Origin of the sequence: Paenibacillus koleovorans NBRC 103111, assembly GCF_004000845.1 — a bacterium.
Classification (GTDB): domain Bacteria; phylum Bacillota; class Bacilli; order Paenibacillales; family NBRC-103111; genus Paenibacillus_AA; species Paenibacillus_AA koleovorans.
The window spans coordinates 1-6599 of record NZ_BIMA01000197.1 but is presented as its reverse complement, the minus strand read 5'-3'; the positions used below and the strand labels follow the sequence as shown (position 1 = coordinate 6599).

General features: G+C 58.8%; 7 protein-coding genes. 1 reads left to right on the top strand and 6 read right to left on the bottom strand.

The window, feature by feature from the left end; genetic code table 11:
- Positions 1-106: 106 nt before the first annotated feature.
- The 4 genes from ppnP to PKO02S_RS31255 all read right to left on the bottom strand — a co-directional run bounded on the left by ppnP (position 107) and on the right by PKO02S_RS31255 (position 4700).
- Positions 107-418 (bottom strand): pyrimidine/purine nucleoside phosphorylase, encoded by a 312-nt coding sequence (ppnP, locus tag PKO02S_RS31270; RefSeq protein ID WP_127589092.1) that lies wholly within the window; start codon positions 416-418, stop codon positions 107-109.
- A gap of 61 nt (positions 419-479) precedes the next feature.
- Entirely contained in the window at positions 480-2498 is a 2019-nt protein-coding gene (tkt, locus tag PKO02S_RS31265; RefSeq protein WP_127589090.1) for a transketolase, read from the bottom strand.
- 156 nt (positions 2499-2654) lie between these two features.
- A complete protein-coding gene (gene purU / locus PKO02S_RS31260; protein WP_127589088.1) occupies positions 2655-3554 on the bottom strand; it encodes a formyltetrahydrofolate deformylase in 900 nt (299 codons plus the stop codon).
- Between the two features lie 18 nt (positions 3555-3572).
- On the bottom strand, positions 3573-4700 hold the full coding sequence (locus PKO02S_RS31255; RefSeq protein ID WP_127589086.1) for a deoxyribonuclease IV: 1128 nt from the start codon (positions 4698-4700) through the stop codon (positions 3573-3575).
- Positions 4701-4836: 136 nt separating this feature from the next.
- On the opposite strand from PKO02S_RS31255, the gene PKO02S_RS31250 reads away from it, so the two are divergent.
- Complete coding sequence (locus PKO02S_RS31250) at positions 4837-5274, top strand: DUF2621 family protein (RefSeq protein WP_127589084.1); 438 nt, start codon at positions 4837-4839, stop codon at positions 5272-5274.
- Between the two features lie 10 nt (positions 5275-5284).
- Here the strand turns inward: PKO02S_RS31250 and PKO02S_RS31245 are convergent, their stop codons facing one another.
- Together PKO02S_RS31245 and PKO02S_RS31240 are read right to left on the bottom strand one after the other, a co-directional pair.
- The gene (locus tag PKO02S_RS31245; protein ID WP_127589082.1) at positions 5285-5722 is read right to left on the bottom strand and encodes a MarR family winged helix-turn-helix transcriptional regulator; all 438 of its coding nucleotides are present in this window, start codon (positions 5720-5722) and stop codon (positions 5285-5287) included.
- 140 nt (positions 5723-5862) lie between these two features.
- Entirely contained in the window at positions 5863-6477 is a 615-nt protein-coding gene (locus PKO02S_RS31240; protein ID WP_127589080.1) for an N-acetylmuramoyl-L-alanine amidase, read from the bottom strand.
- Between the last annotated feature and the right edge of the window lie 122 nt (positions 6478-6599).

Genomic DNA, 6599 nt, shown 5'->3' with positions numbered 1-6599 from the left:
GAAGTTTTTCACTAGGCATAATAAGAACAACAACAACAACACAAAAGCCAACTCCCGGATTTGGTCCAAAAGTTGGCTTCTCAGCAGCTTTATAACATGTCAAACATTAGCCGAACGAGCAGCAATAGTCCGTAACCGACTTCACGTCGAGTTTGAAGATGGCGCCGGCCGGCACTTCGAATTGCGTGCCCGGACCGAATGGCTTCCACTCGGTCTCGCCCGGCAGCAGCACCGTCAAATCCCCGGAGTAGAACTCCATGATTTCCTTCGTGTCGGTGGAAAACTGGAATTGGCCCGGCAGCATGACGCCGAGCGTCTTCTTGGAGCCGTCGGCGAAGACGAGCGTGCGGCTTGTTACTTTGCCGTCGAAGTACACATTAGCTTTGGTCAGAACCGTTACGTTCTCGAATTGGGACATAGGTCGGTTGCTCCTTAATAAGTGGGATGAATGAGGACCTCTATAGTGGGAAGGCAGCTGCTTACAGCAGCGCCTTCACCTTGTTAACCACGTTCTCGACCGTGAAGCCGTACTCCGCGATCAGCTTGTCGCCCGGCGCGGATGCCCCGAAGCGGTCGATGCCGAGCACCGCGCCGGCGTCGCCGACATAGCGCTCCCAGCCGAGCGGGTACGCCATCTCGATCGCCAGGCGAGCCTTGACCTCCGGCAGGATGACGGAGTCCTTGTACGCCTGCGGCTGCTTCTCGAACAGCTCCAAGCTCGGCATGCTGACGACGCGGGCCTGGATGCCCTCGGCGGCCAACTGCTTCTGCGCGGCGACAGCCAGCTGCACCTCGGAGCCGGTCGCGAGCAGCTGCACCTGCGGCTTGCCGTTCTCGGCGTCGGAGAGCACGTAAGCGCCGTGGCTGATTCCAGCCTGCGCGAGCTCGTCCGTCCCCGCCAGCACCGGCAAGTTCTGGCGCGTCAGCACGAGCGCAAACGGCGTGTCGTCGTGGCTCATCGCGTATTGCCAAGCCGCGGACGTCTCGTTGCCGTCAGCCGGACGCAGCACGGTGATGCCCGGAATGACGCGGAGCGCCGGCAGCTGCTCGATCGGCTCGTGGGTCGGGCCGTCTTCGCCGACGCCGATCGAGTCGTGCGTCAGGACGAAGATGGACGGCAGCTTCATCAGAGCGGCCAGACGGACAGCCGGACGCAGGTAGTCGGAGAAGACGAAGAACGTCCCGCCGAACACGCGCAGACCGCCGTGCAGCATCATGCCGTTCAGGGCGCAGCCCATCGCGAACTCGCGCACGCCGAACCAGAAGTTGCGGGCGCCATAGTTCGAAGCGCTGAAGTCGCCGCCGCCTTTGATCATCGTGTTGTTGGAGCCGGCCAAGTCGGCCGATCCCCCGATGAGCGAAGGCACGCGCTTCGCCAGCGCGTTCAAGGCATTGCCGGAAGCAGCGCGGGTAGCGAAAGGCTTGTCGGCCGGCGTGTACTTCGGCAGCTCGGAATCCCAGCCTTCCGGCAGACGGCCGTTCACGGCGTCGTCGAATTGCTTGGCAAGCTCCGGATGCGCGGCGCGGTATGCCTCGAGCAGGGCGTTCCATTGCGATTCCGCCTGCTCGCCGTTCGCCTTCACTTGCGCATAGTTCGCGCGCACTTCGTCCGGTACGAGGAAGTCCGGCTCCTCGGGCCAGCCGTACGCTTGCTTCGTCAGCTTCGTCTCATCCTTGCCGAGCGGCGAGCCGTGCGGGCCGGCGTGGCCGCCTTTGCCGCCTTTGTTCGGGCTGCCGAAGCCGATCGTTGTCTTGACCTCAATCATGGTAGGACGGGACAGATCCGCCTTCGCTTCCTCAATCGCGGCGCCGATCGCGCCCAGGTCGTTCTGGTCCTCCACGCGCAGCACTTGCCAGCCGTAAGCTTCGAAGCGCTTCTGCACATTTTCGGAGAACGACATGTTCAAGTCGCCGTCGAGCGAGATGTCGTTGGAATCGTACAGCACGATCAGCTTGCCCAGCTTCAGATGGCCGGCCAGCGAGACCGCCTCGGACGATACGCCCTCCATCATGTCGCCGTCGCCGCAGATCACGAATGTATAGTGGTCGACTACAGGGAACTCGTCACGGTTGTATGTAGCTGCCAAATTCGCCTCAGCCATCGCCATCCCAACCGCCATGCCCATCCCTTGACCGAGCGGGCCGGTCGTAGCGTCGACACCCGCCGTGTGACCGAATTCCGGATGGCCCGGCGTACGGCTGCCCCACTGGCGGAAGCTCTTCAAATCTTCGATCGTCACATCGTAGCCGCACAGGTGCAGCAAGCTGTATAGCAGCATAGAGCCGTGGCCGGCGGACAGCACGAAGCGGTCGCGGTTGAACCAGCTAGGATTAGTCGGGTTGATCTTCATCTGCTGCGTCCACAGCACGTAAGCCATTGGAGCCGCGCCCATGACCATGCCCGGATGCCCGGAATTGGCCTTCTCGATAGCGTCGATCGAAAGCGTTCTTATGGTGTTGATCGATAGTTGGTCGATAGTCTGAGTAACTTGTGACATCGTTTCATAGCCTCCTGTAATCAATTAAATTCCGACCTTGGTACTTGCATTATTGTATCATTTGCTTTCCTGCTTTTCTACATTAAAAAGCCGAAGTGCTTCCCGCCGCGAAATATGCACGGAAAGAAGCAATCGGCCCGAGTAAAATGCAGTTTATTAAGACGGAAACACCACGGTCTTGTTCTCATGCACCAGCACGCGATCCTCGACATGCCAGGACACCGCCCGCGCCAGCACAGTCCGCTCGATATGGCGGCCGATGCGCTTCAGGTCGTCGACCGAATGGCGATGGCTGACCCGCTGCACGTCCTGCTCGATGATCGGGCCGCCGTCCAGCTCCTCGGTGACATAGTGCGCCGTCGCTCCGATAATTTTGACGCCGCGGTCATAGGCTTGGGCATAGGGCTTACCGCCGACGAACGCCGGGAGGAACGAGTGGTGGATGTTGATAATCCGGTTCTCGTAGTGCTCGAGGAAGGTGGGCGAAATGATCTGCATGTAGCGCGCGAGGACGATCGCATCCACCTTGCCGTTCACCAGCTCCAGCTGCGTCCGCTCCGCCTCGGCCTTCGTCGCCGCCGTCACCGGAATGTGATAATACGGAATACCGAACGACTCCGTCGTCTCGCGCATGTCCGGATGATTGCTGACCACCATCTCGAGATCGGCGTCCAGATCGCCGGACTTCCATTGCCACAGCAGCTCCAGCAGGCAATGATCCTCCTTGGACACGAACACGGCCAGCTTCTTGCGACGGCTCGCCTCCGTGATGCGCCACGACATGGCGAACTCGTCCGCCACCGGCGCGAAGTCGCGTTTCAACGCGTCCAACCGGCTCTCCAACCGATCCAAATCAAACTCGATGCGGATGAAAAAAAGCGCGCCGGGCGGATGCATCGAGTATTGATCCGAATGCACGATGTTCGCCTCTTGACGGGCGAGAAATTGCGATACCGCCGCCACGATGCCCGGACGGTCCGGGCACGAGATCAGCATCCGCGCGCGGTTCATGTGGCGCCCGGTACGCTCAGGCAGCGATCGAGAAATCAGACTCATGTTCCGACGGCTCCTCTACTAGGCGGTTTGCAGCACATGCTTGCCCGCGAGCCAAGCGGTCAAGCGATGGTTGATCTGCTCTTCCGACAGCTCCGGGAATAGGCGATGCTCGAATACCAAATCATATAAACGTTCCATCGGCTCGCGGCCGTCGGCTTTTTTGGCCTTGGCGTCATTTTTCAACAATTCCCAAATAGACAGCACGTAAGCACGAGGATCAAGCTCCTGTTTGCCGAAGAAATGATGCAGCTCCTCCAGATGCGCCAGGAAGTCGGTTCCGAAACGGCCGGCGGTATCGCCGCGCAGCAGCGCAATTTCCGCCTCGTACATCGGGCGCTCGGTTTTCTCGTCCTTGCCGATCCACGGCGTTTCTAGAATTTTGGGCAGATGCTGCAGGCTCGGATGATGGGCAATGTAATGCATCGCCTGGAAGCCGATCAAGCCGGAACCGATCGGAGCGTGACGGTCTTTGGCTGCGCCGCGGAAGTTTTTGCTGTCGTTCATATGGAGAACGGCTAGACGATTCAGGCCGACGATCCGGTCGAATTGGTCCAGCACGCCGTCGAAATCTTCTACAATATCGTAGCCGGCATCATGAATATGGCATGTGTCCATGCAGACGGTCAGACGGCTGTTGTCCGCGACCTTCTCCATAATTTGCGCGATTTCCTCGAAGCTGCGGCCGATCTCGGAGCCTTTGCCCGCCATCGTCTCCAGCGCGATATTCACATTCGTGTCCTTCGTGCCGGACAGCACTTCGTTCAAGCCTTCTGCGATTCTAGCAATGCCATACTCGGCATCTTTGTCCGTATACGCGCCAGGATGTAGCACAATGTTGCGCACGCCCAAGTAGTCCGTCCGGCGGATCTCGTCCTGCAGAAAACGAACCGCGAGCTCGAACGTATCTTCCTTATAAGAGCCCAGATTGATGATATACGGGGCGTGAACGATAATATCACTCATGCTGTGCTTGTCCATCACTTCTTTGCCTTCGGCTATAAATTGCTCTTCAATCGGCTTTCTTCTAGTATTCTGAGGAGCGCCGGTATAGATCATGAAAGTGTTCGAGCCGTAGGAGACCGCTTCTTCCGCTGCATTCAGCAGCCCTTTGTCGGAAAAGGAAACATGGGATCCGATTTTCAACATAAACGTTATCACTCCTTCTGCATTCGCTTCATTCATTCTATCATATTCAGTTTTAGAAGTCCCGGTTGACCAAACTACAAATTTAGGCTCGATTCAGGTATAATGCAGATGAATCTTTTTCTCGAGGTGAACGCCGATGAACTCCCAACCTTCCGATTCCTTCATGTTAGCCTTGATCTTCTGGGCTTTCGTCCTGCTGTTCTTCATGTCGGTCGGCGGTTTTTTTATGTTCCGCAAGTTTCTGAAAGTGCTGCCCAAGGCGGACGGCAAGTCGAAGCTCGATTGGCAAAATCATTACGTCGATTCGTCGCGCCACATGTGGACGGAGGCTTCCAAATCGTTCCTGGAGCTGCTCGTCTCTCCAGTTCCCGGACCATTTCGCGACATCGCCCGGCATTCCATCGCCGCCCGGATCGGCCAAGTCGCACTGGAGGCAGGCGCCAGCGAAGTGACGCAGCAACACTGCATCGAAGGCTATATTTTGGCCACGCCAAAGCGCGACCATGCCAGCTTGATCCGTTTTCTGGAGAAGCAGCAGATCGACTATGGGGCTTATAAGCACTTGCTCGGGTGAGGGGTTTCCGTCAATCGCACAGCTTTTGCAGCAGTTGGAGGTAGGAATTTAATTCCTCATCGTTCAGAGCGGAGAAGATGCTCGTTTCCCGTTCGCGCTTCACGCGGGTAATGTCCTTCAGCAGCTCCCGTCCGGCTTCCGTAATTTCAAGATAGACGAGCCTCCGGTCAGCATCATCCCGCGTCCGGCTGGCATATCCGGCATCGACCAGCTTGTCCGTCAGTCCTGTGACGCCGCCTGTCGTAATATGCAGCTCCGCCGCCAGGCTGGAAGGCTTCTGCGGCCCTTTGCTCTCCAGCAATGTCAGAATAGCGGCATGTGTAGGCGAAATGCCCTCCGGCTTGCGCTTGTTCCATTCGGCCATCCATTTTTTCGAGAATAGACGGAACATTTCCGTAATCTCGATAATCTGCTCTTCTCGGTTGTTGATTTTCCATTGTTCGCTCATTCGACTACGCTCCACTTTATCAGCAATCCCCTTCCTCTTTACATTAGCACCAAACCAGACCGGCGGTCAATTTTGAAATAAATGAAGCCATGCCTCGGCGAAGTTCCTTGCGGACGACCTCGGGGCATGGCTTATTTGGGCTAGGGTAACGGAAGCGCCCGCTTCACGAATTCGACCATGCCGGCGACCAATTGCGCTTGGTACTCCGGAGTTGACATCAGTCGATCCTCCTCGGCATTGGTCATGAACCCCATCTCCAGCAGGATGGACGGAACCTGCGAGTAATTGAAGCCGGCCAAGTCATCGCGGGGCACGACGCCTCTGGATTTGGCGCCGGTCGTCTTCAGCAGCTCCTCCAGAAGGACCGCAGCTAAAGCCTTGCTCGGCTGCGAAAGGGCGCCGGAGCCCGGATACAGCACCGTGATGCCCTTCGCCTGCGGCAGCTCGGAGCCGTCGGCATGGATGCGCAGCGCGACCGAAGCATGGCCGTCGTTGCAGATGGCCGCGCGTTCGGAGTTGCTGATGTTCACGTCATGCGTCTCGCGGATCATCAGCACCGGGTAGCCGGCTTCGAGCAGCCTCTGCTGCAGCAGAAGCGATACCTCCAGCGTGAGCTGGTATTCGGGCTTCTTGGTCGCGACCCCGGTGGTCCCGTGGGACACCCTCGCTTTGTACACGTTGGAGCCCGGGGCGACCGGCTCGGTCGTGTTGTCGCCCTTGCGCTGGTGGCCGGCGTCGATGCAGACGAGCGGCATGGCCGGTTGCGCGGCGACCGGCGCCTCGGCCTGCGTCTGCGCGGACGCGAGCGCGGCCGGCGTGGCGAGGGCCGAAGGCGACGCGGCGCTGGCGGCCGAGGCCGCTGGAGGCGCGGACGCGC

Bases quoted from the DNA above. Each gene is read 5' to 3' on its own strand.
- PKO02S_RS31250 (WP_127589084.1), top strand. From the start codon at position 4,837: ATGAACTCCCAACCTTCCGATTCCTTCATGTTAGCCTTGATCTTCTGG.
- PKO02S_RS31240 (WP_127589080.1), bottom strand. From the start codon at position 6,477: ATGCCGCTCGTCTGCATCGACGCCGGCCACCAGCGCAAGGGCGACAAC.
- PKO02S_RS31255 (WP_127589086.1), bottom strand. From the start codon at position 4,700: ATGTTGAAAATCGGATCCCATGTTTCCTTTTCCGACAAAGGGCTGCTG.
- ppnP (WP_127589092.1), bottom strand. From the start codon at position 418: ATGTCCCAATTCGAGAACGTAACGGTTCTGACCAAAGCTAATGTGTAC.
- purU (WP_127589088.1), bottom strand. From the start codon at position 3,554: ATGAGTCTGATTTCTCGATCGCTGCCTGAGCGTACCGGGCGCCACATG.
- tkt (WP_127589090.1), bottom strand. From the start codon at position 2,498: ATGTCACAAGTTACTCAGACTATCGACCAACTATCGATCAACACCATA.
- PKO02S_RS31245 (WP_127589082.1), bottom strand. From the start codon at position 5,722: ATGAGCGAACAATGGAAAATCAACAACCGAGAAGAGCAGATTATCGAG.